The organism is Falsiroseomonas algicola, assembly GCF_011040385.1.
GTDB classification, from domain to species: Bacteria; Pseudomonadota; Alphaproteobacteria; order Acetobacterales; family Acetobacteraceae; genus Falsiroseomonas; species Falsiroseomonas algicola.
The window spans coordinates 20,498-45,116 of sequence record NZ_JAAIKB010000007.1; the positions used below are offsets into that span (position 1 = coordinate 20,498).

A 24,619-nucleotide genomic window follows, 5' to 3' on the forward strand; every position below is an offset into this window, starting at 1 on the left:
CGATGCACGCGCCCATCGCGGTGATGTCGTTCAACCGGCCGGACTACCTGCGGCAGGTGCTGTCGAGCCTGGCGGCCCAGCAGGGGGCGGCGATCGAGGAACGGCAGGTCATCCTGTTCCAGGACAATTGGCGCAACGCGCAGAGCGGGCGCATCTGCGCCGAGGCCGCGGATATCGAGGCCTGCATCGCGGTGTTCCGGGAGATCTTCCCGGGCGGCCAGGTGATGGCGGCGCCGAGCAACCTCGGCGTGGCGGAGAACTTCTTCCGCGCCGAGACGCACATGTTCCGGGAGATCGGCGCCGATTGCGCCTATTTCTTCGAGGACGACCTGGTGCTGGAGCCGAACTACCTGGCGACGCTGGACCGGATGCGCGCCGCCTGCGCGGAATCCGGGCAGGTCGGCTACTTCGCCTGCTACGGCAACCTGCAGGCGACGGAGGCCGACCAGCGCAAGAATGCGCGGGTGTTGCGGCGGCTCGGCCATCTCTGGGGCTTCGGCCTGTTCCGGCGGCATTGGGAGGAGATGCAGCCGGTGATGGCGGACTACTACGCCATGGTGCTGGGGCGGGACTACCGGCTGCGGCCGACGCCGGAGATCCTGCGGCACTACCGGTCGCGCGGGATCATGGCGGGCGTCTCCTCCCAGGACGATGTGAAGAAGGCGGTGACCTACTTCCTCGGCCGGGTCGCGCTGAACACCAATGTGGTGAATGCGCGCTACATCGGCGCGGTCGGCCTGCACATGAACGAGGCGAAGTTCGAGGCCGCGGGCTTCGCGCGCACCGTGGTGCTCGGGCTGCAGGACCAGCCCTTCGACTTCCCCGACGCGGCGCGGCTGGAGACGCTGCGGCAGGAGGAGGCGACGGCGCGGGCCCGGGCGCTGGAGCGGGAGGCCGCCGCCGCCGCCGCCAAGGCCGCCGCCGCGGCGGAGAAGGCGGCTGCCCGGGCAGCCAGGACGGGCGGGGCGGCGAAGGCCGCTGTCGCGGCGCCTGCGCTCTCCCTCGACGCCGCAACGGCTGAAGCGGAGCCTGCCTCCGGCGCGGAGGTCCCGGACGAGTTGGCGGATGGCAAGGCCCCGTCCCGGGGGAGGGACGAGGGCGCCATCGGCAAGCCGCGCATGACGCCGGAGGAACTCGCGCTGTTCGGCCGCGTGCTGGGGAGCGGCCGGCGGCGCTACGCGGAATTCGGTCTCGGCGCCTCCACCCTGCTGGCGGTGCGGCAGGGCTTCGAGGCGGTGGTCGGGGTGGAATCGGACCCGGCCTGGCTCGCCGCCGTATCGCGGCACGAGGAGGTCGCGGCGGAGGTCGCGGCGGGTCGGTGCAGCCTGGTGCACGGGAATATCGGGGCGGTCGGCGCCTGGGGCGCGCCGGCCGACCGGCAGGAGGTGAAGCCCTGGCCGCGCTACATCGCGGCGATGTGGGACGCCTGGGACCGTCGCGGCAGCAGCCCCGACCTGGTCTTCGTCGACGGCCGCTTCCGCGTGGCCTGCTGCGTCTCCGTCGCCCTGATGGCCGCGGCGCGCAGCGGGCAGGGGCCGATGCCACTGGTGATGATGCAGGACATCAATGACCGGCGGCCGGGCTACCAGCGGGTCTTCGACTACTTCCACCTGGAGGAGCAGGCGGGCAGCCTCTGCGTCATGTCGCCGCGGCAGCGCGTTTCCCCGGAACGGCTGCTGGCCGCCCTGCTGGGCCACATCTTCGAAATCACCTGACCGATTCGACATGGTCGCGCGGCCACCCGCCGTGCCGTGACGGCCGATCGATCAACCCCGGTTCCCCGAGACATGCACAACCTAACGATTTATTCATGATTTGCTGCGCTGCGATATTGGCGTCGTGGACGAACACGTTTACGCTTCGCGCAACGGTGGCAAAAGCGCCACGGCTGTCAGGCGGCAACCCTGCGCGATGGGGTGGGGAGCCGTGGGGCAGGGGGGCTCAACAACAAGCGCATCCTCGACAGACGCCGCCCCCGCCGGGCAGGACCGGCGGCCCGTGGCGTGCAACCCAGGGTGGCGCTTGTGGCTGAGGCGGTCCAGGGCTCGGGCGCCGGCAACCGGCGGCGTACGGGGGGCCGCCAGGGCGGGGGTGTGAGCCCCGGCACGGGTAGGCTTGAGACGGAGAAGGGATCGCTCGTGAGCGCAGTGAAGACCTCCGAACCCGCAGCCGCGCCGCGCGCGGACCAGCCCGCGCCGGCGAAGGCGCCGCCGGCGCCGAAAGCCGCCGCGAAGAAGCCTCCGCCGAAGCCGATCGACCGCACCGCGACCGCCGCCGACGTGGCCGCCGCCTACCGCCTGCTGCTGGGAAGGGAGCCTGAATCGGAAGCCGTGGTGGCCGGCCACCTGGCCGCCGTGAAGGATATCGGCGCGCTGCGCGACCGCATCATGGGATCCGCCGAGTTCCAGCGCGTGGCCTATGCCGCCATGGCGACGCCCGGCATCCGGCGCGCGGCGGGCTACGAGCCCGTGCCGATGGAGATCGAGGTCTCCTCCAAGGAGACGGAGCGGATGCTGGCGCAGGTCCGCCGCGTCTGGACGGAGCTGGGCCAGAAGCGGCCCTTCTTCTCCGTGCTCGGGGAGCGTCGCTTCGCGCCCGACCAGGTGGAGAAGAACCGGGAGGCCTTCGAGAAGACCGGCCGGGACGAGACCGATGTGCTGAAGCGGCGGCTGGCGGCCCTCGAGATCGATGTGGCGGACCATCCGGAGGCGGTGGATTACGGCTGCGGCGTGGGCCGCGTGACGGTGCCCTTCGGCGCGGTCTTCAAGAAGGTGACGGGGTTCGACATCTCCCAGCCGCATCTCGACCTGGCGCAGGCGGCAGTGCGGGCGGAGGGGCGGCGCAACGTCACGCTGGCGGTGGTGAAGGACATCCGCACGCTGGACGTGCCGCAGCACGACTTCTTCCATTCCCGCATGGTGCTGCACCGGAACCCGCCGCCGCTGCAGGCGCAGATCCTGCGGCGCTGCCTGGCGCGGGTGCGGATCGGGGGCATCGCCGTCTTCCAGCTGCTGACGCATCTGGAAGGCTATGCCTATGATACCGCCGCCTGGATGGCCGCGCCGCCGGCGGAGGAGCCGGAGGTGCATGTGCTGCGGCAGGACATCGTCTTCGGCATCCTGAAGGAACTTGGCTTCCAGCCGCTGCATGTCGCGCGCGACCACAGCCTGCCGGGCTTCGACCGGATCTCGACCCAGTTCATCGCCCGGCGCGTGCGCCTTGACTAGAACCGGTCCATGACCCTGGCGCATCTGGATGCGGTGACCCAGGCCGGCATCATCGAGGGCTGGGCCTGCGACCCGCAGCGGCCGCGTGAGACCCTGGCGCTGGCGGTGCTGCTGGATGACGGGACGGCGGTGGCGGCCGGGCGGGCGGAGCTGTTCCGCGAGGACCTGATGGACGCCCAACTCCGCTACGGCTGGTGCGCCTTCCGCCTGCGCGCGGCGCTGGGGCCCGAGGCGCTGGCGGCGCAGAGGCTGCGGCTGGTGGAGGCCACGACGGGCGCGGTGCTGCATGTGCAGCCGCAGCTGCCGATCCGCCATGTCGAGCACCATGACTGCGAGACGGTGGAGGCGGTGGTGGCGGAAGACCCCACCATGCTGCGCTCCATCGACCAGCTGGCGGGGTGCGGGGATCTGTTCGCGGCCTTCATCGCGCAGGAAGGTCTGCCCGCCTTCATCCGCGCCGCCTATGGCTACGTGCTCGGACGGCCGGCCGATCCGGTCGGCTTCGCCAGCTACGAGAAGCTGATGCGCCGCGGCGCGCTGACGCCCTTCGGCCTGCTGGCCATCCTGGCGGATAGCGGGGAGTTCCGGTCCCGGCCGCGGCTGCTGCCATCCCCGGTGCAGCCGGCCTTCGTCTTCGCGACCGCCGCGGCGCCGCCGGCTGCGCCCGAGCTGACACTGGATGACGGGGCGGACGCGGCGTGAGCGGTGGTTCCGTCCTGCTTGTCTCGGTCCCGGCGGTGCATCTCTCGGGGCTGGACCTGCCCGGCTCCCTCTACCCCTGGCGCTGCCTGCGGGATGCGGTGCTGCCGCCCGATCTGCGGCTGGCGCTGCTGCTGGTGATGCAGTCGGCGGAGGCGCAGCAGACCGAGATCCGCTTCGTCGCCCGGCCGGAAATCTTCACCCATGGCGCGGCACGCGACTGGCTGGATGCGCAGTCCGGCGGCGCGCAGGACCACCTGGCGCTGACGGATGGCAACACGCTCCGGCTGATCCCGGGGCTGCGCAACCACATGTTCTTCTTCCCCCGCGGCATGACGTCGCGGGAGGGGGCGCTGAACCGGCTGGTGCGGCTGGTGCCGGAGGCCTTCGCGGGCCTTGCCTCCCAGGTCAACGGCACGCTGACCTTCCGGCTGGGGTCGCGCTGGATCAGGCCGCCGATGCTGCCGCTGGGCTTCGCGGTGACGCCGGTGGGCGAGCCCGCGCAATACACGCCCTTCGTCTGGCTGCCCGGCAACCATGGCTATGCCGGCGTGCTGAGCGCGAAGGAGGCGATGGAGGGCGTGCCCCTGCCGAAGCCGCCGCACTACGTGCCGCTGACCCTCGGCGCGCTGAGCGACCATCCCTTCGTGGTGGAACTGGCGAGGCAGGTGCGGGAGGTGGTGCTGGACCCCGCGAAGGGCCCGCTGCTGATCGGCCTGCCGGCGCTGGACCGCGACGATGCCGCCACCAAGGACCAGGTGGAGGCGGTGCTGGAAGCCTTCAGCCGCAGCGGCATCGCGCTGCCCCGCCTCTCCTCCTGGGCCGTGCGCTTCGTGGCGGGGATGCCGGATCCCGCCGCGCTGGCCGGCGCCCGGCTGACGCTGCATGCCCATGTCCCCTTCTGGCATTTCGGGCGGGACATCTTCGACGCGGTGGGGGAGGTGACGCTGACCGGCAGCGGGTCGCTTTCCGGCCCCGCCTCCCTCTTCTCCACCTGGCTCGGCCGCGCGGTGCCGGTGCGGCGCATCCGGCCGCAACTCGGCCTGCTGCCGGTGACGACGGGGCAGGTGCCATGAAGCCCGCGCTCACCATCGACATCACCCCGCTGCTGGAAAGCCAGTGGACGGGCATCCCGGTCTTCACCCGCCGCCTGGTGCAGGCGCTGGACCCGCATCTGCGGCTGCATTTCTGCCAGGGCCCGAACGGGGTGCCGGAGGAGGCGGTGCGCCAGGCGATCCGCATCGGCACCGGGACCTATCTGCGCGACGCCATCCATACGGAGGTGGAGAGCGTGCAGCAGGAGGCGCGGCGGCCGGCGATCGACCCCGCCATCCCGCTGCTCTACCCCTCCGTCAAGCCGAGCCCCGGCGCGGTGGCGCGGGAGGCCAGCACGATCCACGACATCAGCACGCTGGTGATGCCCGACACCCATGTGCCGGAGAACGTGGCCTTCCACCTGGACCCGCTGCGGGACCAGATGGCGTCGGACGAGGTGGTGTTCTGCTGTTCGGAGGCGACGCAGGAGGCGCTCTGTGCCTATGTCCCCTGGGTCCGCCCGAAGACGCGGGTGATGTACCAGTACGTCGACTGGCCCGAGGGGTTCGAGGCCATGGACCGCAACCAGCCGGCCATCCGGCTGGGGCGCTATGCCGTGGTGATCGGCACGGTGGAGCCGCGCAAGAATCTGCGCCTGCTGCTGCGGGCGCTGGAAGAACCCTCCGTCGCCGCGGCCGACCTGCATTTCGTGGTCATCGGGGCGCGGGGCTGGATGGCGGACCAGGCCCTGGCGCAGCTGTCGCCGCAAGCGCAGGCGCGGATCAGCTTCACCGGCTTCATTTCCGAATTCGCGAAGTACCGGCTGCTGCGGCACGCGGAATTCCTGGTCTATCCCTCGGTCTATGAGGGGTTCGGGATTCCGGCGGTGGAAGCGATGAGCCTCGGCAAGCCGGTGCTCGCCTCGCTCAGCTCCAGCTTCCCGGAGGTGATCGGGCCGGCGGGGCTGTTCTTCGACCCCTTCAGCATCGATGGCTTCCTGGCGGCGCTGGAGGAGATGGCGAATCCGGCCCTGCAGGCGGAACTCGCCGCCCATGCCGTGCCGCAGGCGTCGCGCTTCAACGCGGCGGTGATGGCGGCGCCGGTGCTGGAGTGGCTGGGGGTGCCGGGCTGACCCGGTCAGCCCCCCTGGTCGCTGACCTCTTCAGGCGCCCTGCGCATCCTTGAGCGCCTTGGCGGCCTCGTAGAACCGGCTGTGGATGAAGACCGGGTTGGCGCGGCGCAGGACCGGCAGCTGGTTCTGGAAGGTCTGGTCGTAGAACTGGAACAGCAGGAAACCGGCATCCCGCAGCAGGTCCTCCAGCGCCCGGAAGGGGGCATGCAGGGTGTTGTACGGGTTCATCGAGGCTTCCACCTGCACGAAGTCGATTCGCGGCAGCGTCCCGGCGAAGCCCTTCAGCACATCGAGGTCATGCCCCTCGGTGTCGATCTTCAGGTAGGAGATCGCCTCGATCCCATGATGGGCGCAGAACTGGTCGCCCGTGAGGATGGTGACGCTTTCGGTGTTCCGCGCCCCGGGCCGCGCCGGGATGACGCGGTTGTTGGTGCTCAGGGCGCGCGCGGTCATCATCGCCTCCCCGGAGGTGGCGCCGAGCGCGGCGTGGCAGGGCTTGATCCGGGGATTGGCCGCGACGTTGCCGGCCAGCACGGCGAAGGTGGAGGCCACCGGTTCGAAGGCATGGATCACCTCCGCTTCCGGCGCCGCCACGGCGAAAGCGGTGCAGCTCTGCCCGATATTGGCCCCGACGTCGAAGATCACCCTGAAGGCGTAGTCCGGCATCTGCCGCCGGACATGCTGGAAGAAGAGGGGAGGCCTGGCGGGCGGCAGCGCCGCCGGTGTCGCGCGGACGGGGTCGATGCTCATGGATCACTACTGCGCCTGTAGCCCGGGGCTGCCAAGCCCCGCGACCAGGGCGGGCATGACGACCGACATGGCGCGAGGGGGGCGATGCGCCGGGGCGATGCCCGGGACGCCGGCGCAATGCCCGGAAGCATCTTATGATCGCCCCGCGGCCGGGTTTGCGGCGGCGCAGCATTCCGCCGGCGCGACAGCATCGCCTAATGTCCCGCGCGGATAAGGCTACAGGGGGACTGCCGGCTTCATGTGCGGGATCGTGGGGGTGATCGGCCGGGCGGATGCGGGTCCGCTGCTGCTGGATGCGCTGCGGCGCCTGGAATACCGGGGCTATGACAGCGCCGGCATCGCGACGCTGGTGAACGGTCACATCGATCGCCGCCGGGCGGAGGGCAAGCTCGGCAACCTCGCCGCCGTGCTGGGCCAGGACCCGCTGCCGGGCACCACCGGCGTCGGCCATACGCGCTGGGCGACGCATGGCGCGCCGACCGAACGCAACGCCCACCCGCACGCCACTGCCCGGGTCGCCGTGGTCCACAACGGCATCATCGAGAACCACGCCGAGCTCCGCGCCGAGCTGGAAGCCGAAGGCGCGGTGTTCGAGACGGAGACGGATACCGAGACCTTCGTCCGGCTGCTGGACCACCTGCTGGCCCAGGGCCTGGCCCCCACCGCCGCCTTCGCGGCCGCGCTGAAGCGCGTGCACGGCGCCTTCGCGCTGGCCGCCATCTTCGCCGGCCATCCGAAGCTGCTGCTCGGCGCCCGGCAGGGCGCGCCGCTGGCCGTGGGGTTCGGGGAGGGGGAAATGTTCCTCGGCTCCGACGCCCTGGCCCTGGCGCCGCTGACGCGCCGCATCGCCTACCTCGAGGAGGGCGACTGGGTGGAGGTGACGGAAGGCGGCGCGCGCTTCCACGATGCCGCCGACCGGCCGGTGGACCGCGCCGTCGTCGTCACCGCCGTCTCCGGCGCCGCGGTCGGCAAGGGCAACTACCGCCACTTCATGGAGAAGGAACTGCACGAGCACCCCGCCGTCATCGGCGACACGCTCCGCCAGTACCTCGACCCCGGCACCCACGCGGTGCGCCTGCCGCGCCTGCCCTTCGACCCGGCGGTGGTGCCGCGGCTGACGCTCTCCGCCTGCGGCAGCGCCTTCCTGGCCGCCCATGTCGGGCGCTACTGGATCGAACAGCTCGCCCGCATCCCCTGCGACGCCGACGTCGCCAGCGAACTCCGCTACCGCGACCCGCCTCTGGCACCGGGCGGGGGCGCCATCCTCGTCTCCCAGTCCGGGGAGACGGCGGACACCATGGCGGCACTCCGCCTGCTGAAGGAAGGCGGGCAGCGGGTGCTGTCCATCGTCAACGTGCCGGAAAGCACCATGGCCCGCCTGTCGGACGCCGCGCTGCTGACCGTGGCGGGGCCGGAGATCGGCGTCGCCTCCACCAAGGCCTTCACCGCCCAGCTCTCCGTCCTCGCCTGCCTGGCGCTGGGCTTCGCCCGCAGCCGCGGCACGATCGAGGTGGCGGAGGAGGAACGGCTGACCCAGGCATTGCTCTCCATCCCCGGCCACGCCGCCGCCGTGCTGGAACAGGACGACCGCATCAAGGCCCTGGCGGCCGAGATCATGGCGGCGCGGGACGTGCTCTTCCTCGGCCGCGGATCCATGTTCCCGATCGCCATGGAAGGGGCGCTGAAACTCAAGGAGATCAGCTACATCCACGCCGAAGGTTATGCGGCGGGTGAGATGAAGCACGGGCCCATCGCCCTGATCGACCCGGCGGTGCCCGTGATCGCCCTCTGCCCCTCCGGGCCGCTGTTCGAGAAGACGGCCTCCAACCTGCAGGAAGCCGCGGCACGCGGCGGGCGCATCATGGCCTTCACCGACGCCACCGGCGCCCCGGCCCTGAGCCGCTTCGCCGAACAGGTCATCACCCTGCCCGGCATCGACCCCTTCGCCGCGCCGATCCTGCACAGCATCCCCGTCCAACTCCTGGCCTACCACGTCGCCGCCCTGAAAGGGACCGACGTGGACCAGCCCCGGAACCTGGCGAAAAGCGTGACGGTGGAGTAGCGGGGCGGGTGTTGCGCTGGTTGCTTCCAGGAGGGGCCTTGCCCCTCCCGGACCCTCCCCACCAGGGTCCAACGGGACCCTGGACCGCGAGGTGATGGGATGGGGAAGGAGGGGGCTGGCGCACCGGTGGAACGGGCGCACCAGCCCCCTCCTTCCCCATCCCATTTCCATGGTTTCCAAAGGCCCGCTGGCCTTTGGTGGGGGAGCGCGAGGGGGCAACGCCCCCTCGTGAATCATCAGCGCAACACCGCCCCGCTACGCCCGCCGTCGCCTTGTCGCCGGGATCGGGGTTGTGTCCGCTTCGGTGTCCAGTCGGTCGAGGGTGGTGCGCCAGGTGGCGGTCCAGCTGCGGGGTTGGCCGCCGCGGCAGCGCAGCAGGTCGAGGGACCATCGGGGGTCGCCGAGGCTGTGCTGGTTGCCGCCGAGGCTGGGCAGGGCGTTGACGCGCCAGCGGGTGAGGGCGGCGGAGGGGCCGGGGTCTTCGGTATCCGGGCGGAGGAGCAGGCCGAGGGCGCCGCCGGCTTCGGCGGCGAGCTGGAGGCGGCGGGCGGCGGTGAGGTCGATGTCGGCCAGGGTCAGCAGGGCGCCGGCGACGGCGGGGCAGCGCAGCGCTTCCTCCATGGCCCAGAGGGCGTCGGCGGGGCGGGGGGCGCGGACCATGATGAGGTCGGCGGGGGAGAGGCCGTAGCGGGCGAGGCCGGAGGGCCAGGCATCCGGGTCCGGGCCGATCCAGAGGATGGGGCCACCCCCGGCGGCGCCGGTCAGGCTGCTGGCCCGGCCGAGGATGAGGCTGGCGAAGCCGGTGGCGGCGCCGGCTTCGGCGGCGAGGATCTCGTGCAGCCCGGCGCGGGCCAGGCCGCCATCGGGCAGGGTGGCGTCGATGGTGTCGGCCAGGGGCACGCTGCCGGCTTCGGCACGGGCGAGGGCGGAGGCGGCGCCGCCGCGTTCCAGGCGGCCGATGCGGGCGCGGAGCGCGGCCATGAGGGCGGGCCGGTCCATGGGAAGACCGTCCGGCGGGGTGTTCGCGGCAAGGGGGGGAGGGATATCGGGGGCCATGGCTGTTCTTGCTATGTTCCGACCCCGAGGTGGTCGCAGTCAAGCAGTTTGGAAAGACGGTGCCGATACGATCTTGTTTTATTATTTGAAAACAGCGTTTTGTGCGTCGTCGATGAGAAGTTGGTGGAGGTTTCGCATGGCGCTTCCATTCAACCGAACGGCTTCTTAATCCTGCTGCCGCACAACCCGGGGTCTCCATGGCGGGAGCCCCGGAATGCGAGTCGCCCCTTTGTCGCGCAGGGCTTGGCTGGTGATGGGCCTGTGCCTGCCGCTCATGGCCTGTGCGCGGCTGCCGGCCGAGGAGGCGCGGGCGACGCCGGCGGCGGCCGTCGCGGCCTGGGGATTTGCGGCCTTGTCGAGCCACGGGGCGCCGCTCGGTTCAGCCGTGGCGGTGGCGCCGGGACGGCTGCTGACCAGCGCGCATCTGCTGCCGGCGGGGGTGGAGGTTGTCGAGGCGCGGCGGGGGGATGGCATCGGCCGGGCCCAGGCCCGGGTACTGGCGCGTAGCGAGGCGATGGATCTGGCGGTGCTGGCGGTGCCGCTGGGCCTGTTCCAGCCCGTGCCGGTCGAGCAGGGCGCGGTGGTGGCGGGGCAGCGGCTTTGGGCGCTGGGATCGCCTTCGGCCGGGGCGGCGATGGCGGTGGGCGTGGTGACGCGGCCGGCCGCGGTCATGCCGGGGCGAGGGTCCGGATTCACCGCCAGGATCGGCGCGCTGATGGGGTATTCGGGCGGGCCTGCCCTGGATGAGGCGGGGCATCTGCGCGGCCTGGTGACGGCGCTGCCGGGTGGTGGTGGCGCCACGGCGCTGGCGGCGCTGACGGGCCTGGACCTGGATGGCCTCGCCCGTGGAAGCGATGGCAGGGAGGTTTTCTTCCTATCCATCGCTGCCGCACTGGCCGAATCCGAACGGATCGCGCCGTCTGGCCGGCTCCTGGCCCACCATGGCGTGAGTCCTCCGCAACCCTGACCGGGGCCTGACGTCCCCTGCGCGCCGATAGGGCGGAATGCCGTGGCGGGGGCACGGACAGCAGGAGGAGAGAGCGATGCGGATCACGCGGATGACGATGGTGGCGGCCCTGGCCCTGGCTGCCTGTGCGGCCCCGGCCCTGAACCCGGTGGCGCCGGAAGGCGCCATCGCCAATGAAACGCGCGGTGATGCCCAGCGCGGCCAGGCGTCCTTCTACCATCCCGAGCGCTTCACCGGCCGGCCGATGGCGAATGGCGAGCCCTTCGACCCGGAGTCCAATTCGGCCGCGCATCGCACCCTGCCGCTCGGCACGGTCGCGGAGGTGACGAATCTGCGCAATGGCGAAAGCCGGACCGTCGTGATCGAGGATCGCGGGCCGTTCATCCGCGGCCGCATCATCGATCTGTCGCCGCGAACGGCGGATGAACTCGGCATGCGGGAGAGCGGGACGGCGCCGGTGGAGGTGCGCCCGATCGGTCGTCAGGCCAATGCGGGCCGGGATGAATAGATCGAACCAATAGGTTGTAATTCGCGCCGGGGCTGACGACCATCCGGCGTGATGTCCCTGGCCCTGCGCCCTGTCGAGCGGCTGGTCTTCATCCCGCGTCTCCGGGCGGGGATGCAGGCGGCGCTTGCCTGCCAGCAGGGGCGCTTCGCGCCCTGGCTGGCGGTGGCGCTGGGCGCCGGGGTGTTGCACTACCTGAACCTGGACCGGGAGCCGGATTGGCAGCCGCTCTGGCTGGTGCTGCCCCTGGGGGTGTTCGGCTTCTGGCTGGCGCGGCGATGGCTGTTGGCGGGCTGGGCGCTGGGGCTTGGGGCGGCCTTCCTGCTTGGGCTGGGGATCGCCGGCTGGCATGCGGCGCGCCTTCCGCCGCCGCTGACCCTGCCCTTCAGCGCCGTGCAGCTCTCGGGGGTGGTGGCGGAGGTGCAGCCGCTGCCGGATGGCAGGCGCCTGGTCCTGGAGCAGGCCCGGATCGGGGAGGGGGAGACGCTGGCGCGCACGATCCGGGTGCGCCTGCGGGCCGACGATCCGGCCCGGCCCCTGCCCGGTGACGTGGTGTCCCTGCGCGCCCTGATCCGGCCACCTGGCGCGCCCGTCGTGCCGGGCGGGTGGGACTTCCAGCGCGCGGCCTTCTTCTCCGGCCTGGGCGGGTCGGGCTTCGCGCTGGGGGCGGTGACGGTGGAGCCGGGGGAGGAGGCGCCGCTGCTGGCGGGGCTTCGCGCCTGGCTGGATCGGAGGGTCGCGGAAGCCATCCCGGGCGCGGCCGGCGCGGTGGCGGCGGCGCTGCTGACGGGCACGCAGAGCGCCATCCCGGAGCCGGCGATGCAGGCCATGCGCGATTCGGGGCTGGCGCACCTGCTCTCCGTCTCCGGCCTGCACATGGCGATCGTGATCGGGCTGGTCTTCGGGGTGTTGCGGGCCGCGATCGCGCTGGTGCCCTGGCTGGCGCTGCGGGTGCCGGCCAAGCCGGTGGCGGCGCTGGCCGCCTTGGCGGCGGGCGCCTTCTACATGCTGCTCACGGGGTCGCAGGTGCCGATGCAGCGCTGCCTTGGCATGGCGGCGCTGATGACGGTGGCCATGCTGGCGGGGCGGCGCGTGCTCTCGGTGCGCGTGGTGGCGGTGGCGGCCGCGGCCGTGATCCTGGTGGCACCGAACGAGGTGGCGGGGCCGTCCTTCCAGATGTCCTTCGGCGCGGTGCTGGCCCTGGTGGCGGGGCATGAGGCGCTGCGCGGGCCGGTCGCGCGTTTCCGGGCGGGCGGCGCCACGGGGTCGCGGGCCTGGCGGCGGGCGGTGCTGGTGGTGTTCGGGCTGGTCGCGACCTCCGCCCTGGCGGGCGCCGCGACGACGCCCTTCGGGCTGCACCATTTCGGGCGGCTGCAGATCTATGGCATCGCGGCCAATGCGGTGGCGGTGCCGCTGACGTCGCTGCTGGTGATGCCGGCGGGGCTTGTCGCGATGCTGGCCATGCCGCTGGGGCTGGAGGCGTGGCCGCTGGCGGTGATGGGCTGGGGGACGGAGGGCATCCTCTGGGTGGCGCGTCTAATCGCCGCCTGGCCGGATGCCGCGCCGGTGATGGTGCCGCTGCCGGGCTGGGGGCTGGGGGTTGCCGTCTTCGGCTTCTGCTGGCTCTGCCTCTGGCGGGGCTGGCCGCGCCTGCTGGGGGTGCCGGTGGTGGTGGCGGGGCTGGCGGCGGGGCAGGTGACGCCGGCGCCGGACCTGCTGGTCTCCCCGGATGCCCGGATCGTGGCGCTGCGGACGGCGGAGGGCGTGTTCCTGCATCGCCTGCCCGGCGCCAGCAACTTCACCCGGGATTCGATGCTGCGCGCCATGGGCGCGGCGGCGGCGACCCCGCTGCCGGACAGCGGGGAGGTGGCAGGCGGCGCCATCGCCTGCACGCCGGCTTCCTGCCGCTTCCAACCCCGGCCGGGGGTGGGCGAGGCGGTGCTGCTGCGCAGCCCCCCACCCGCGCGGGGCCGCCGGGCCGATCCGCCCGACGCAGCCGCGCTGGCGGCCGCCTGCGGTCGCGCGGCGCTGATCCTGGCGCTGGAGCCGGTCCGGCCGCGCTGCCGGTCGGGGGAGACTATCGACCGCTTCGCCATGTGGCGCGATGGCGCGCAGGCGGCCTGGTTGGGCGGGGAGGGCGTGCGGGTGGTGTCGGACCGTGCCTGGCGGGGAGATCGGCCCTGGGTGCCGCCGGTGCCGCTGCCGGGCCGGGCGGAAAGCCTGCCCCTGGCACCGATCGATCCGGGTGGATGATCAACTGCCTGCCATGACGGAACGGTGACGGTTACCGTTTCTTATCCCTTCGACGCGCAGACTGCAGGGACGGAAACGAGGGAATGAAGGACATGATGACGACGATCGCCGCCCATCCCGCGCTGATGGACCTCGGCCTTGTCGGCATGGGTCTGTTGCTGGGCGTCGGGGCGCTCATGGCGTGGCAGCGCCTGCATGCCTGGCGCGAGCAGCGCCTGTCCGAATGGGACCCGTATTGAGGGGCTGAAGGGCCCGGCCTCGCGGCCGGGCCTTCGCGGTTCAGTACTTCCGCAGCAGGCCGATCAGGCGGCCCTGCACCCGGACCCGGTCGGGTCCGAAGATTCGCGTCTCATAGGCGCGGTTGGCGGGTTCCAGGGCGACGGAATTGCCCCGGCGGCGCAGCCGCTTCAGCGTCACCTCCGCCTCATCCACCAGCGCCACCACGATGGATCCGTTCTCGGCCGTGTCGCCGCGGCGGATGATGACGGTGTCGCCGTCCAGGATCCCTGCCTCCATCATCGAATCGCCGGCGACTTCCAGCGCGTAGTGTTCGCCGCCACCCAGCAGGGCGGCCGGCACGTCCACGCTCGCCGCCGCGTCGCGCAGCGCCTCGATCGGCAGGCCGGCGGCGATGCGGCCATAGAGGGGAAGCTGCACCGCGGCGGTGTCGTTGGCGGTCTTCTGCACGCCGGCCAGGCCCGGCGCGAAATTGCCGCGGATGACGTTGGGGGAGAAGGCCGGCGCGGCGGGCGCGGCCGGGGGCGGCGCGGCCACGGGCGCGGGATCGGCGCGGCGGGGCGAGACATTCTCCGGCAGGCGCAGCACTTCGAGCGCCCGGGCGCGATGGGCGCGTCGCTTGAGGAAGCCCCGCTCCTCCAGCGCCGTGATCAGGCGATGGATGCCCGACTTCGACTTCAGGCGCAGCGCTTCCTTCATCTCCTCGAAGGAGGGGGAGAAGCCGGTGGCGCGCAGGTGCCGGTCGATGAACATCAGCAATTCGTGCTGCTTGCGCGTGAGCATGGGTCTCTCCACTGCCGGTTCCCGGCGGGCGTTCCGCGGGGTAGGGGCGCCGTTGCCCCGAACAAACAAGCAACCGACGTGGATGTTCTATGTAGGTTCCTGCGGCGTCGTCAAATGTTTTCCACAGACCCAGGAAAAACCTGGGGTGAATCGAGATTCTTGATCGGCGGATTGCCCAGGAATCGGCCGAATCAGAGGCCGAGCCGGTCCAGCGGAATCGCCTCCACCACAGCGCCTTCCGGCAGCGCGGGGGCGTAGGGCGCACGCAGGATCAGGCATTCCGCCCGCGCCAGCGTCTTCAGCATCGACGAATCCTGCTGCGGGAAGGGCGTCGCGACCAGGCGGCCGTCGCGGTCGGTGGCCAGCGTCGCGCGCAGGTGGTCGAAGCGCTTGTCGTTCTCCGGCAGGGGCGCCCCGGCCTGGACCGGGATGGTGGGCGGGGGGCCGGCAGGCGCGCCGGAGAGGGCGGCGAGGGCCGGCATCAGGAACTGCACGGCGCAGACCATGGCGGAGACGGGGTTGCCCGGCAGACCCAGCACCGGGGTGGCGCCGAGGCGACCCCAGATCAGCGGCTTGCCCGGCCGCATCGCGATCTTCCAGAAATCCAGCGCGAAGCCGTCCTGCCCCAGCGCGGTCTGGATGAGGTCGTGGTCGCCGACGCTGGCGCCGCCGGTCGTCACCAGCAGGTCGCAGGCGCGGGCGGCGCTGGCGGTGGCGGCGATCGCCTCCCGGTCATCGGGGGCGATGGGCAGGACCAGGGGATCGCCGCCGCCGGCGCGGACCATCGCGGCGATGGCATGGGCATTGCTGCTGACGATGCCGCCGGGGGGGATCGGGTCGCCGGGCAGGGCAATCTCGTCGCCCGTGGCGAGGATGCCGATGCGGGGGCGGCGATGGACCATCAGCCAGGGGTGGTTGGCGGCGGCGGCCAGACCGATATCGCGGGCCGTCAGCCGGCGGCCGGGGGCGATCAGCGCCTCGCCCTCGGCGAAGTCGAGGCCCCGGCGGCGGACCCAGCGGCCGGCGCGCACGGCCTCCCGCACCTCGACCACGCCGTCGGCCGCGACGGCATCTTCCTGGAGAAGGATCCCGTCCGCGCCTTCCGGGATGAAGGCGCCGGTGAAGATCCGGACCGCCTGGCCGGGGCCGACCGTGCCCTCATAGGGGTGGCCGGCCGGCGCGGATCCCACCACGGCCAGGCGCGCGCCGAGCGCGGCATCGGTGGCGCGGACGGCATAGCCATCCATGGCGGAGACGTCGGCCGGGGGCTGCGTCAGCCGGGCGACCACGGGCCGCGCCAGGATGCGCCCCCAGCCTTCCGGCAGCGGCACGGCCTCGGCGGGGGTGGGGCCGAGGCCGGCCAGGATTCGGGCCCTTGCTTCCTCGACCGAGAGCATCAGCTCGCCTCGTAAGTCCCGGATTTGCCGCCGGATTTATGGACCAGGCGCACATCCTCGATCCGCATGGCGCGGTCGGCGGCCTTGACCATGTCATAGACCGTGAGCGCCGCGACGGTGACGGCGGTCAGCGCTTCCATTTCCACGCCGGTCTGGCCGGTCAGCTTCACCGTCGCCTCGATCTCCACCGCATCGGGCGGCGCGGGGGTCAGGTCCACCGTGACCTTGGAGATCAGCAGGGGGTGGCAGAGCGGGATCAGGTCGCTGGTCTTCTTGGCGGCCATGATGCCGGCGATGCGCGCCACGCCCAGCACATCCCCCTTGCCGACCTGGCCGGCCTGGATCAGGGCCAGCGTCTCCGGCGCCATCACCACGCGGCCGCGGGCGGTGGCCGTCCGGCTGGTCTCCGCCTTGGCGGAAACATCCACCATGGCGGCGCGGCCGGCCTCGTCGAAATGGGTGAGCTTCGTCACGGGGGGCTCAGTCGAGGGCGGTGATCAGTTCCCGCGCCGCCGCCTCCACATCCGGCTGGCGCAGCAGGTGCTCGCCGACCAGCAGGCAGCGGGCGCCGGCGCGGCACATGCGGCGGACGTCGTCGGGGGTGCGGATGCCGCTCTCGCCGACCGGGATGCGGTCCGCGGGGATCAGCGGGATCAGCTCGTCCGATGTCCCAAGATCGGTCACCAAGGTCTTGAGATTGCGGTTGTTCACGCCGATCAGCCGCGTCTCCAGCCCCAGCGCCCGATCCAGCTCGCGCCGGTCATGCACCTCCGCCAGCACGGCCATGTCGAGCGAACGCGCCACGTCCTCCAGCTCCTGCGCCTGGTCGTCGGACAGCGCCGCCAGGATCAGCAGGATGGCATCGGCGCCCATCGCGCGGGCCTCGAAGACCTGCCAGGGGTGGACCATGAAGTCCTTGCGGAGAACCGGCAGGGAGCAGGCGGCGCGGGCCTGGACCATGTGGCCAAGGTCGCCCTGGAACCAGGGGCCGTCCGTCAGCACGGAGAGGCAGGCGGCGCCGGCCTTCTCATAGGCCTGGGCGATGCTGGCGGGCTCGAAGGGGTCGCGGATCAGGCCGCCCGAGGGGGAGGCGCGCTTGATCTCGGCGATCAGCCCGACGCGGCCCTCCGCGACCGCGTCGCAGAGGGCGCGGGTGAAGTCGCGCGGCGCATCGCCGGCGGCGGCGCGCTTTTCCATCTCGGAGAGGGTGACGGCGGCCGAACGCTCCCGCACCTCCTCGTACTTGTCGGCGAGGATGCGGGCCAGCGTGTCGGACATGACGGGGGTGGGGGCGTTCATCGGGCTACTCAGGCAGTCGGTTCGGGGGGAGGCGGCGCCGCGGCGGCGCGGAGGCGATTGAGCACACCGAGCGCCGCGCCGCCATCGATGGCGCGCGCGGCGATCGGCACGGCGTCCCGCAAGGTGGGGGCCGCGCCCGCCACGACCAAGCCGGCCGCGGCATTGAGCAGGACAACATCGCGGTAGGGGCCGGGGGCACCTTCCAGCAACGCCACCAGGGCGGCTGCGTTCTCCGCGGGGTCGCCGCCGCGCAGCGCCTCGGTCGGCGCATGGGGCAGGCCGGCATCGTCCGGCGAGACCTCGAACTCCCGGATCGTGCCGTCCTTCAGCTCCACCACCTGGGAGGGGCCGGCGAGGGTCAACTCATCGAGGCCCATGCCATGGACCAGCCAGGCGCGCTCGGTGCCGAGGCGCCCCAGCGTCTCCGCCATGGGGCGCAGCCATTCCGGGGCGAAGGCGCCGGTCATCTGCCGCTTGACCCGGGCGGGATTCGCGAGCGGCCCCAGCAGGTTGAAGATGGTGCGGGTGCCGAGTTCCACGCGGGGGCCGGCGGCGTGGCGGAGTGCCGAGTGGTGCCGGGGCGCCATCAGGAAGACCATGCCGGCTTCCGCCAGCACGGCGGGCAGGCGCTCCAGCGGCGTCTCCATCACGGGGATGCCAAGCGCCGAGAGCGCATCGGCGGCGCCGGAGCGGGAGGAGAGGGCGCGGTTGCCGTGCTTCGCCACCTTCACGCCGGCGCCGGCCACGACCAGGGCGGCAGCCGTGGAGATGTTCAGCGTGCCGGCGGCGTCGCCGCCCGTGCCGACGATATCGATGGCATCCGGTGGCGCCTCCACCGCGATCATGCGGGCGCGCATGGCCCGCACCGCGCCGGTCATCTCCGCCACCGTCTCGCCCCGCACGCGCATGGCCATCAGCAGGCCGGCGATCTGGGCGGGGGTGGCCTCCCCGGCCATGATCATGCCGAAAGCGGCCTCGGCCTCGCTTTCCGCGAGCCGCTCGCCCTGCGCGAGGCGCGCCAGGATTTTCTTCATGCTGCCGCGGTCTGCATGGCGAAGGTGTCTCGGGGTGCCATTGGGTCAGGCGGTAGCGAAGGCGTTGCGTTGCGCAGCCAGCGCCAGGAAATTGCGCAGCATGTCGTGGCCGTGCTCGCTGGCGATGCTCTCGGGGTGGAACTGCACGCCCCAGATCGGCAGGTCCCGATGCGCCAGGCCCATGACCAGGCCATCCGAGGTCCGGGCGGTGGGGATCAGCGTCTCGGGCAGGTCCTCCACCACCAGGGAATGGTAGCGGGTGGCGCGGAAGGGGGAGGGGAGGCCCGCGAAGATGTCCGTGCCGCCATGGGTCACGTCCCAGACCTTGCCATGTACGGGCGTCGGCGCCCGCACCACCTTGCCGCCGAAGGCCTGGCCGATGGCCTGGTGGCCGAGGCAGACGCCGAGCAGCGGCAGGCGTTCGGCCGCGGCGGCGGCGATGACATCGAGGCAGATGCCCGCCTCGTTCGGCGTGCAGGGGCCGGGGGAGAGGACGATGGCGTCCGGCTTCAGGGCCAGGGCTTCGTCGGCCGACAGGGAATCATTCCGCCGAACCTCCACCACCGCTCCAAGGTCGCCCAGGAAGTGGTAGAGATTCCACGTAAAGCTGTCGTAATTGTCGATCAGCAGGATCATGCGGTGGGATGGTCGCCCCGCGCCCGCGGTTAATCAAGTGTGGCGGAAGCGGGGCGGGGCTGTCCGGCGATCGGGTCAGCGGTTCCGGTCGATGGTCAGGGCGACGGTCAGCGCGCCGGCGGCCACGACCAGCGCATCCTCGATCAACCCGCTGCGCGTCTGGCCGATGCGGGACATGGCCCGCTTGCGGCCATCCAGCGTGAGGTAAGCCAGCGGCACGGCGGCCGCGACGGCGACGGCCGCGCCCTGCCGTTCGCGCCCGCGCGGGGCCAAGGCGGCGCCCGCGATCCCGGCGCTCGCGATGCGCGCCAGCAGGCCGAGGAAGACGGTGCGGTCGGGCGCCGTCTTCATCTTGTCGCCCATCAGTTCCAGCGCGCCCATGGCAAGCGCGCCGAGCTTGAAGACGGGATGGTCGAGCAGCAGGAGCCGCCCGGGCGTGCGACGACCCGCAAGGCGGGCCGTGGCGATGGTCGCCATCGGGGTCATGGAGCGTGCGCTGGCGACGGCGCCGATCAGCGCGGAGGGAAGCAGCCCGGATATCGTCATGGCCGTCCAACACCGACGGCCTGAGGGCGTTTCCCGCACACGCGGAATGGATTGACGCCGCCCTGCCATCTGCCATGGTAGATCAACACCAACCGGGAACGTCCGCCCTGTCCGTCCTCCGTCCCTTCACCGAGACCGACCTCCAGTCGCTCGCCGCCCGCGCCTATGCGCGGATCCGGGAGGCGATCGTGGCCGGCAGCCTGGCGCCGGGCCAGCGCATCTCCGAACGCGGCCTGGCCGCGGCGCTCGACATCTCCGCCCAGCCGGTGCGGGAGGCGCTGCGGCGGCTCGAGGTCGAGGGGATGGTGGAAACGAGGCCCCGCAGCGGGACCTATGTGGCGGATCTCGGCCGGGACCGGCTGTTCGAGATCGGGCTGATCCGCGCGACGCTGGAAGCGGTCTCCGCCCGGCTGGCGGCGGAACGCGCGACGGCGGCCGACCACGCGGCGATGCGGGCCAGGCTGGAGGCGATCGCGGGCGCGATGCGGAGCGAGGATGCGGCCGCGGTGACGCTGGCGAACGAAGCGCTGCACGATGCGATCCACGCCGCCGCCGCCAGCCGCGACGTGACGCGGCTGCTGGAGGGGCTGCGCGCCTATGACCACCTGACGCGGGAGCGGATCCTCTCCACCGCCGAGGAACGCGCCACCGCGCTGGCGGAACACCAGGCGATCGTGGACGCCATCATCGCGGGCGAGCCCCAGGCGGCGGAGGCCGCGATGAAGGCGCATGCCTTGCGATCACTATCCGTCGCCCTGCCCTGACGGGGCGGCGTCAACGCATCGAGGGAGGAAAGAACAATGAACCGTCGCCACCTGCTGGGGGCGCTTGCCGCCGCCGCGCTGCCGCTGCCGGCCTTCGCCCAGGCCCGCGCCTGGCCGTCCCAGCCCATCCGCGTGATCATCCCCTTCGCCGCCGGCGTGACCGATACGCTCGGCCGGCTGGTGACGCAGGAGATGGGCCGCCGTCTTGGCCAGACCTTCGTGGCGGAGAACCGGCCCGGCGCGGGCGGGAATATCGGCGCGGAGGCCTGCGCGCGCGCGACGCCCGATGGCAACACCATCTGCATGGGCACGATCAGCAGCCACGCGATCAACCCCGCCATCATGGCGCGGATGCCCTATGACAATCTGCGCGACTTCGCGCCGATCACGCAGCTCTCGCACCAGCCCAATGCGCTGGTCATCAACAACGACGTGCCGGCGCGGAATCTGGCCGAGTTCATCGCGCTGGTGAAGGCGCGGCCGGGCTTCTACAGCTACGCCACCTCCGGCGTCGGCACCTCCACCCATCTGGCCGGCGAATCCTTCGCCCAGCTGGTGGGCGCGGAAGTGGTGCATGTGCCCTATCGCGGCAGCGGCGGCGTGATGACGGCGGTGATGTCGGGCGAGACGCCGATGTCCTTCGACAACCTGTCCTCGGTTCTGCCGCTGGCCCGCGAAGGCCGCGTCAGGCTGATCGGCGTCGGAGCCAAGGAACGCATCGCGGCGGCGCCGGACGTGCCCGCGATTGCGGAGGCGCTGCCGGGCTTCGAGAGCCTGTCCTGGCACGGCCTCTTCGCCCCCGCCAACACCCCGCCCGCGATCGTGACGCGGCTGCATGCGGAAGCGGTGGCGGCGCTGCGGGAGCCGGCGCTGGCGGCGCGGCTGACGGAGCTGGGCTTCACGCTGGTCGGCAGCAGCCCGGACGAGTTCAGGGCCTTCATCGCGGCGGAAACGCGGCGCTGGGGCGACGTGGCGCGGCGCGCCAATCTTCGGGTGGAGTGAGAGACTGATGGCAGTATCGGCACGCGTGGCGGCGGCGCTGCGCGGCGTTTCCGGCATCCTGGTCACGCCCTTCGATGGCGATGACCAGCCGGTGCCGGGGAAGCTCTCGCCCATCATCGATCGCGCGGTCGGCGCCGGCATCGGGGCGCTGACGGTCAACGGCAATACCTCCGAGTTCTACGGCCTGACGCTGGAGGAGGCGCGGCGCATGCAGGCCGCGGTGCCGGGGCTGGTCGGCGGCCGCGCCATCGTGGTGGCGGGCGTGGGACGCAGCGTGAAGGAGGCGGCGTCGCTCGCGAAGGCGGCGAAGGCGGATGGCTGCGACGCCATCATGATCCACCAGCCGCCGGACCCCTTCCGCGCGCCGCGCGGTGTGGCGGCCTATGTGGAGCGGGTGGCGGAGGCGGCGGATGGGCTGCCGGTGCTGCTGTATCTCCGGGATGACAGCGGCGGGCTCGATGCCATCGCGCGGCTCTGCGCGGTGCCGGGGGTGGCCGGCGTGAAATGGGCGACGCCGAACCTGCTGACGCTGGCGGCGGCCCGGCGCGCGGCGCCGCACCTCGCCTGGATCTGCGGGCTCGCGGAGCCCTGGGCGCCGCCGATGACGGCGATGGGGGCGCGCGGATTTACGTCGGGCGTCATCAACGTGGCGCCGCATCTGTCGATGGCGGTGCTCCGTGCGCTGGAGGCGGGCGATTTCGAGGCGGCAGACCGCGCCGTGCTGGCGATCGAGAGCTTCGAGAAGTTGCGGGCGCAGGAAGGCAATGGCGCCAATGTCTCCGTCGTGAAGGCGTCGCTGGCGCTCAAGGGCGAGGATGTCGGTGCGGCGCGACCGCCCGCGGCCTGGCCGCTGGCGCCGGCGGCGACGGATGCGCTGCGCGGCGTGCTGGCCGGGTGGCAGAAGGCGAGCGGCTGACGCCGCCGCCGGGTTGGGACAAGAACGCCGGCTGAAGTAGCCGGTTGGGGAAGGAAACGTGTCATGAAGCGACGCCTGCTGGGCGCGCTCTCCGCGCTGCTGTTCGTGCTGCCCGCGGCGGCGGCGGATCTGCCGGAGCGCCCGATCCGCATCATCGTGCCCGCGCCGCCGGGCGGCACCAGCGACATCATGGCGCGGGTGCTGGCGGAGGCCGCGGGGCCGCTGCTGCCGCGCGGCGCGGTTGTGGAGAACCGCGGCGGGGCCGGCGGCAACATCGCCGCCGCCGAGGTCGCGCGCGCGGTCGCGGATGGCACGACCATCCTGCAATGCAGCTTCGGTCCCTGCGGCGCGAACCCCTCGCTCTACGCCAATCCGGGCTATGACCTGCTGCGGGACCTGGCGCCCGTCATCCTGACCGGCGCGGTGCGCAACGTGATGAGCGTGCGGCGCGACCTGCCGGCGCAGAACGTGCAGGAATTGCTGGCGCTGGCCCGCGCGCGGCCGGGGGCGCTGACCTATGGGTCGTCGGGCGTCGGCGCCTCCAACCACATCGGACCGGAACTGCTGCGGTCGCTCACGGGGATCGAGATGCAGCACGTGCCCTATCGCGGATCGGGGCCGGCGACGACCGACCTGATCGCGGGGCGCATCGACGTCTTCTTCGACAATCTCCCCTCCATCCTGCCGCATATCCGCGCCGGCGCGGTGCGGCCGATGGCGGCGGTCTCCGCGGCGCGGCTGCCGGAACTGCCGGACCTCCCGACCTTCGCCGAACAGGGCGTGGAGGGCATGGCGATCGACAGCTGGTTCGGCTTTCTCGCGCCCATGCGCACGCCTTCCCCCGCCATCGCCGCGCTGAACGCCGCCTTCGGCCGCGCGCTGGAGAATGAGGCGGTGCGGCGGCGGCTCGCGGAACTCGGCGTCGTCGTGCTGGGCGGCACGCCGGAGCAGATGGACACCTATATGCGCGGCGAAGTCGCGCGCTGGGCCGACGTGGTTCGCAAGCAGGGGATCCGCGCGGAATGAGCGCTTCGTCGAAGATCACCTGCGTCCGCACGCTGCGGGTGCCGGAACGCGCCAATCTCTGCTGGGTGGAGATCGAGACGGCGGAAGGCCTCACCGGCCTTGGCGAGGCGTTCCGGGGCGCCGCGGCGGTGGAGGGGCAGATCCATGACCTCGTCGCGCCCTATCTGCTGGGCCGCGATGCGCGGGACATCGAGCGGCACCATCGCTTCCTGATGACGCCCTATGTCGGCTTCGGGGCTTCCAGCGCCGAAATGCGTGCGGCCTCGGCCGTCGATATCGCGCTGTGGGATCTGGCGGGGCAGCGGCTCGGCGTGCCCGTCCATGAAGCGCTCGGCGGCCTCTCCCGCGACCGCATCCGCGCCTACAACACCTGCGCGGGCTACGACTACAATTCCCGCCCCAACCGGCGGGAGGTGCAGGGCGCGGAGGATCGCGCCGGCCCCTATGACGACCAGGTCGCCTTCATGAACGCCCCCGACGAGCTGGCGCATTCGCTGCTCGAGGAAGGGTTCACCGCCATGAAGATCTGGCCCTTCGACATCCATGCGGCGGAATCGGGCGGGCAGCTCATCAACCTCGATGCGCTGAACAAGGGCATGGAGCTCTTCGAGAAGATCAGGGCCGCCGTGGGCGACCGGATGGAGGTGATGGCGGAGCTGCACTCCATGTGGTCGCTGCCGGCGGCATCGCGCATCTGCAACGCGCTCGCGCCCATCCGGCCCTTCTGGGTGGAGGACCCGATCCTCAAGATGGATGACACGGCGGCGCTGGCCGAATTGCGGCGCATGGCACCGGGCGTGCCGATCTGCGCCAGTGAAACCCTCGGCGGCAAGGTGGCGTTCCGGGACCTTCTGGTGGCTGGCGCCACCGACATCGTCATGGTGGACCTGACCTGGTGCGGAGGGCTGACGGAGGCGCGGAAGATCGCGGCCATGGCGGAAGCCTGGGCGCGGCCGGTGGCGCCGCACGATTGCACGGGGCCGGTGACGCTGGTGGCGTCGCTCCACTTCGCGCTGCACGCCGCGACGGCGATCTTCCAGGAGGTGGTGCGGGCGACGCTGGCCACCTGGTACCGGGATCTGGTGACGGTGCTGCCGCGGGTGGAGCGGGGCTACTGCCTGCCCATGCAGGGGCCGGGGCTGGGGACGGCGCTGCAGCCGGACACGCGCAAGCGGGCGAGCGTGCGGGAAAGCCGGGCCTAGGCCACCGAAGGATCGACCTCGACGCCGCGCTGGCCCGCGCGGCGCCGGACCGGCTGTTTCTTGCCACCACGGCTTACCTGCTGCTGCCGGC

24 protein-coding genes are annotated in these 24,619 nt (G+C 72.2%); 15 read left to right on the forward strand and 9 right to left on the reverse strand.

Features of this window, described 5'->3' with window-relative positions; all coding sequences use genetic code 11:
* Window positions 1-2: 2 nt before the first annotated feature.
* The 5 genes from G3576_RS17450 (at window position 3) to G3576_RS17470 (ending at window position 6,093) form a co-directional block, all read left to right on the forward strand.
* Entirely contained in the window at window positions 3-1,715 is a 1,713-nt protein-coding gene (locus tag G3576_RS17450) for a glycosyltransferase family 2 protein (protein WP_164695723.1), read from the forward strand.
* A 423-nt stretch (window positions 1,716-2,138) separates the two neighbouring features.
* A complete protein-coding gene (locus tag G3576_RS17455; RefSeq protein WP_164695724.1) occupies window positions 2,139-3,227 on the forward strand; it encodes a class I SAM-dependent methyltransferase in 1,089 nt (362 codons plus the stop codon).
* A 9-nt stretch (window positions 3,228-3,236) separates the two neighbouring features.
* On the forward strand, window positions 3,237-3,929 hold the full coding sequence (locus tag G3576_RS17460) for a hypothetical protein (RefSeq protein WP_164695725.1): 693 nt from the start codon (window positions 3,237-3,239) through the stop codon (window positions 3,927-3,929).
* On the forward strand, window positions 3,926-5,002 hold the full coding sequence (locus G3576_RS17465; RefSeq protein WP_164695726.1) for a hypothetical protein: 1,077 nt from the start codon (window positions 3,926-3,928) through the stop codon (window positions 5,000-5,002). The genes G3576_RS17460 and G3576_RS17465 overlap by 4 nt, the downstream gene beginning before the upstream one ends.
* Window positions 4,999-6,093: a glycosyltransferase family 4 protein gene (locus tag G3576_RS17470; RefSeq protein ID WP_164695727.1), complete on the forward strand. Its 1,095-nt coding sequence runs from the start codon at window positions 4,999-5,001 to the stop codon at window positions 6,091-6,093. Before G3576_RS17465 ends, G3576_RS17470 begins: the two co-directional genes overlap by 4 nt.
* A 30-nt stretch (window positions 6,094-6,123) precedes the next feature.
* Here the strand turns inward: G3576_RS17470 and G3576_RS17475 are convergent, their stop codons facing one another.
* Complete coding sequence (locus tag G3576_RS17475) at window positions 6,124-6,843, reverse strand: FkbM family methyltransferase (protein WP_164695728.1); 720 nt, start codon at window positions 6,841-6,843, stop codon at window positions 6,124-6,126.
* A 238-nt stretch (window positions 6,844-7,081) separates the two neighbouring features.
* Here G3576_RS17475 and glmS point away from each other — a divergent pair, with 238 nt between their 5' ends.
* Entirely contained in the window at window positions 7,082-8,905 is a 1,824-nt protein-coding gene (gene glmS / locus G3576_RS17480; protein ID WP_164695729.1) for a glutamine--fructose-6-phosphate transaminase (isomerizing), read from the forward strand.
* Between the two features lie 255 nt (window positions 8,906-9,160).
* On the opposite strand, the gene G3576_RS17485 is transcribed toward glmS, so the two are convergent.
* A complete protein-coding gene (locus tag G3576_RS17485; protein WP_164695730.1) occupies window positions 9,161-9,904 on the reverse strand; it encodes an ImuA family protein in 744 nt (247 codons plus the stop codon).
* A gap of 271 nt (window positions 9,905-10,175) precedes the next feature.
* Here G3576_RS17485 and G3576_RS17490 point away from each other — a divergent pair, with 271 nt between their 5' ends.
* The 4 genes from G3576_RS17490 to G3576_RS17505 all read left to right on the forward strand — a co-directional run bounded on the left by G3576_RS17490 (window position 10,176) and on the right by G3576_RS17505 (window position 13,925).
* Window positions 10,176-10,928, forward strand: coding sequence for a S1 family peptidase (locus G3576_RS17490; protein ID WP_164695731.1), 753 nt, complete (start codon window positions 10,176-10,178; stop codon window positions 10,926-10,928).
* Between the two features lie 76 nt (window positions 10,929-11,004).
* Window positions 11,005-11,436 (forward strand): septal ring lytic transglycosylase RlpA family protein, encoded by a 432-nt coding sequence (locus tag G3576_RS17495; RefSeq protein WP_235952170.1) that lies wholly within the window; start codon window positions 11,005-11,007, stop codon window positions 11,434-11,436.
* 51 nt (window positions 11,437-11,487) lie between these two features.
* A complete protein-coding gene (locus tag G3576_RS17500; RefSeq protein ID WP_268888553.1) occupies window positions 11,488-13,686 on the forward strand; it encodes a ComEC/Rec2 family competence protein in 2,199 nt (732 codons plus the stop codon).
* 83 nt (window positions 13,687-13,769) lie between these two features.
* Window positions 13,770-13,925, forward strand: a complete 156-nt coding sequence (locus G3576_RS17505) for a hypothetical protein (RefSeq protein WP_164695732.1) — start codon at window positions 13,770-13,772, stop codon at window positions 13,923-13,925.
* Between the two features lie 40 nt (window positions 13,926-13,965).
* Here G3576_RS17505 and lexA read toward each other — a convergent pair whose 3' ends face one another.
* From lexA to G3576_RS17540, 7 genes are all read right to left on the reverse strand, one after another.
* Window positions 13,966-14,706, reverse strand: coding sequence for a transcriptional repressor LexA (lexA, locus tag G3576_RS17510; RefSeq protein WP_164695733.1), 741 nt, complete (start codon window positions 14,704-14,706; stop codon window positions 13,966-13,968).
* 191 nt (window positions 14,707-14,897) lie between these two features.
* Complete coding sequence (locus G3576_RS17515; RefSeq protein ID WP_164695734.1) at window positions 14,898-16,103, reverse strand: molybdopterin molybdotransferase MoeA; 1,206 nt, start codon at window positions 16,101-16,103, stop codon at window positions 14,898-14,900.
* Window positions 16,103-16,576: a cyclic pyranopterin monophosphate synthase MoaC gene (moaC, locus tag G3576_RS17520; protein WP_164695735.1), complete on the reverse strand. Its 474-nt coding sequence runs from the start codon at window positions 16,574-16,576 to the stop codon at window positions 16,103-16,105. The genes G3576_RS17515 and moaC overlap by 1 nt, the downstream gene beginning before the upstream one ends.
* A gap of 7 nt (window positions 16,577-16,583) precedes the next feature.
* Window positions 16,584-17,402 carry an indole-3-glycerol phosphate synthase TrpC gene (trpC, locus tag G3576_RS17525; protein ID WP_235952171.1) on the reverse strand — a complete coding sequence of 273 codons (819 nt, stop codon included), beginning with the start codon at window positions 17,400-17,402 and terminating at the stop codon, window positions 16,584-16,586.
* Between the two features lie 8 nt (window positions 17,403-17,410).
* Window positions 17,411-18,436: an anthranilate phosphoribosyltransferase gene (trpD, locus tag G3576_RS17530; protein WP_164695736.1), complete on the reverse strand. Its 1,026-nt coding sequence runs from the start codon at window positions 18,434-18,436 to the stop codon at window positions 17,411-17,413.
* Window positions 18,437-18,481: 45 nt separating this feature from the next.
* Window positions 18,482-19,072 carry an anthranilate synthase component II gene (locus G3576_RS17535; RefSeq protein WP_164695737.1) on the reverse strand — a complete coding sequence of 197 codons (591 nt, stop codon included), beginning with the start codon at window positions 19,070-19,072 and terminating at the stop codon, window positions 18,482-18,484.
* Between the two features lie 75 nt (window positions 19,073-19,147).
* Window positions 19,148-19,618, reverse strand: a complete 471-nt coding sequence (locus G3576_RS17540) for a hypothetical protein (RefSeq protein ID WP_164695738.1) — start codon at window positions 19,616-19,618, stop codon at window positions 19,148-19,150.
* A gap of 74 nt (window positions 19,619-19,692) precedes the next feature.
* Here G3576_RS17540 and G3576_RS17545 point away from each other — a divergent pair, with 74 nt between their 5' ends.
* From G3576_RS17545 to G3576_RS17565, 5 genes are all read left to right on the forward strand, one after another.
* Entirely contained in the window at window positions 19,693-20,382 is a 690-nt protein-coding gene (locus G3576_RS17545; protein WP_164695739.1) for a GntR family transcriptional regulator, read from the forward strand.
* 36 nt (window positions 20,383-20,418) lie between these two features.
* Complete coding sequence (locus G3576_RS17550; RefSeq protein WP_164695740.1) at window positions 20,419-21,384, forward strand: Bug family tripartite tricarboxylate transporter substrate binding protein; 966 nt, start codon at window positions 20,419-20,421, stop codon at window positions 21,382-21,384.
* Window positions 21,385-21,391: 7 nt separating this feature from the next.
* Complete coding sequence (locus G3576_RS17555; RefSeq protein WP_164695741.1) at window positions 21,392-22,300, forward strand: dihydrodipicolinate synthase family protein; 909 nt, start codon at window positions 21,392-21,394, stop codon at window positions 22,298-22,300.
* A gap of 63 nt (window positions 22,301-22,363) precedes the next feature.
* Window positions 22,364-23,326, forward strand: coding sequence for a Bug family tripartite tricarboxylate transporter substrate binding protein (locus G3576_RS17560; RefSeq protein WP_164695742.1), 963 nt, complete (start codon window positions 22,364-22,366; stop codon window positions 23,324-23,326).
* A complete protein-coding gene (locus tag G3576_RS17565; protein ID WP_164695743.1) occupies window positions 23,323-24,528 on the forward strand; it encodes a mandelate racemase/muconate lactonizing enzyme family protein in 1,206 nt (401 codons plus the stop codon). Before G3576_RS17560 ends, G3576_RS17565 begins: the two co-directional genes overlap by 4 nt.
* Window positions 24,529-24,619: the final 91 nt, after the last annotated feature.

Coding starts and splice junctions, on each gene's coding strand:
- G3576_RS17515 (WP_164695734.1), bottom strand. CDS start 16,103: ATGCTCTCGGTCGAGGAAGCAAGGGCCCGAATCCTGGCCGGCCTCGGC.
- G3576_RS17460 (WP_164695725.1), top strand. CDS start 3,237: ATGACCCTGGCGCATCTGGATGCGGTGACCCAGGCCGGCATCATCGAG.
- G3576_RS17565 (WP_164695743.1), top strand. CDS start 23,323: ATGAGCGCTTCGTCGAAGATCACCTGCGTCCGCACGCTGCGGGTGCCG.
- G3576_RS17470 (WP_164695727.1), top strand. CDS start 4,999: ATGAAGCCCGCGCTCACCATCGACATCACCCCGCTGCTGGAAAGCCAG.
- G3576_RS17500 (WP_268888553.1), top strand. CDS start 11,488: ATGTCCCTGGCCCTGCGCCCTGTCGAGCGGCTGGTCTTCATCCCGCGT.
- G3576_RS17450 (WP_164695723.1), top strand. CDS start 3: ATGCACGCGCCCATCGCGGTGATGTCGTTCAACCGGCCGGACTACCTG.
- G3576_RS17545 (WP_164695739.1), top strand. CDS start 19,693: ATGGTAGATCAACACCAACCGGGAACGTCCGCCCTGTCCGTCCTCCGT.
- G3576_RS17540 (WP_164695738.1), bottom strand. CDS start 19,618: ATGACGATATCCGGGCTGCTTCCCTCCGCGCTGATCGGCGCCGTCGCC.
- G3576_RS17535 (WP_164695737.1), bottom strand. CDS start 19,072: ATGATCCTGCTGATCGACAATTACGACAGCTTTACGTGGAATCTCTAC.
- G3576_RS17505 (WP_164695732.1), top strand. CDS start 13,770: ATGAAGGACATGATGACGACGATCGCCGCCCATCCCGCGCTGATGGAC.
- trpD (WP_164695736.1), bottom strand. CDS start 18,436: ATGAAGAAAATCCTGGCGCGCCTCGCGCAGGGCGAGCGGCTCGCGGAA.
- G3576_RS17490 (WP_164695731.1), top strand. CDS start 10,176: ATGCGAGTCGCCCCTTTGTCGCGCAGGGCTTGGCTGGTGATGGGCCTG.
- G3576_RS17555 (WP_164695741.1), top strand. CDS start 21,392: ATGGCAGTATCGGCACGCGTGGCGGCGGCGCTGCGCGGCGTTTCCGGC.
- glmS (WP_164695729.1), top strand. CDS start 7,082: ATGTGCGGGATCGTGGGGGTGATCGGCCGGGCGGATGCGGGTCCGCTG.
- G3576_RS17485 (WP_164695730.1), bottom strand. CDS start 9,904: ATGGACCGGCCCGCCCTCATGGCCGCGCTCCGCGCCCGCATCGGCCGC.
- G3576_RS17495 (WP_235952170.1), top strand. CDS start 11,005: ATGCGGATCACGCGGATGACGATGGTGGCGGCCCTGGCCCTGGCTGCC.
- G3576_RS17560 (WP_164695742.1), top strand. CDS start 22,364: ATGAAGCGACGCCTGCTGGGCGCGCTCTCCGCGCTGCTGTTCGTGCTG.
- G3576_RS17550 (WP_164695740.1), top strand. CDS start 20,419: ATGAACCGTCGCCACCTGCTGGGGGCGCTTGCCGCCGCCGCGCTGCCG.
- G3576_RS17475 (WP_164695728.1), bottom strand. CDS start 6,843: ATGAGCATCGACCCCGTCCGCGCGACACCGGCGGCGCTGCCGCCCGCC.
- lexA (WP_164695733.1), bottom strand. CDS start 14,706: ATGCTCACGCGCAAGCAGCACGAATTGCTGATGTTCATCGACCGGCAC.
- trpC (WP_235952171.1), bottom strand. CDS start 17,402: ATGAACGCCCCCACCCCCGTCATGTCCGACACGCTGGCCCGCATCCTC.